Origin of the sequence: Pseudomonas sp. 2822-15 (assembly GCF_002742515.1) — a bacterium.
In the GTDB taxonomy this organism is placed as follows: Bacteria; Pseudomonadota; Gammaproteobacteria; order Pseudomonadales; family Pseudomonadaceae; genus Aquipseudomonas; species Aquipseudomonas salomonii.
In genome coordinates, this window is record NZ_LJRY01000300.1 from 1 (window position 1) to 251 (window position 251).

A 251-nucleotide genomic window follows, 5' to 3' on the forward strand; every position below is an offset into this window, starting at 1 on the left:
ATTCCATTTCGATAATGTCCAGTTGCAAAGATAACGTGAGGTGCGTCTTCAAGGGGACCTAATAAGGGGAACCCATCCTGCGTTGCTGGTCTTAAACCCGCCCATGTGTGGAAAGGAGACTTACTTTCAAGAAACGGTAGAATACGCTTGTTCCAATTCACTAATCTTGCAATTCCTTTTTCGGTTACTTTTGTAGAGAAGCCAGCTATGTCTTCGGATGCCCCATTAACTAAAGTTCCATTGACTTTAGG

General features: G+C 43.4%; 1 protein-coding gene. It reads right to left on the minus strand.

Annotation, left to right across the window (positions count from 1 at the left end; all coding sequences use genetic code 11):
* On the minus strand, nt 1-251 hold a 251-nt coding region (locus AOA59_RS27710; RefSeq protein WP_143522832.1), incomplete at both ends, for an FAD-dependent oxidoreductase.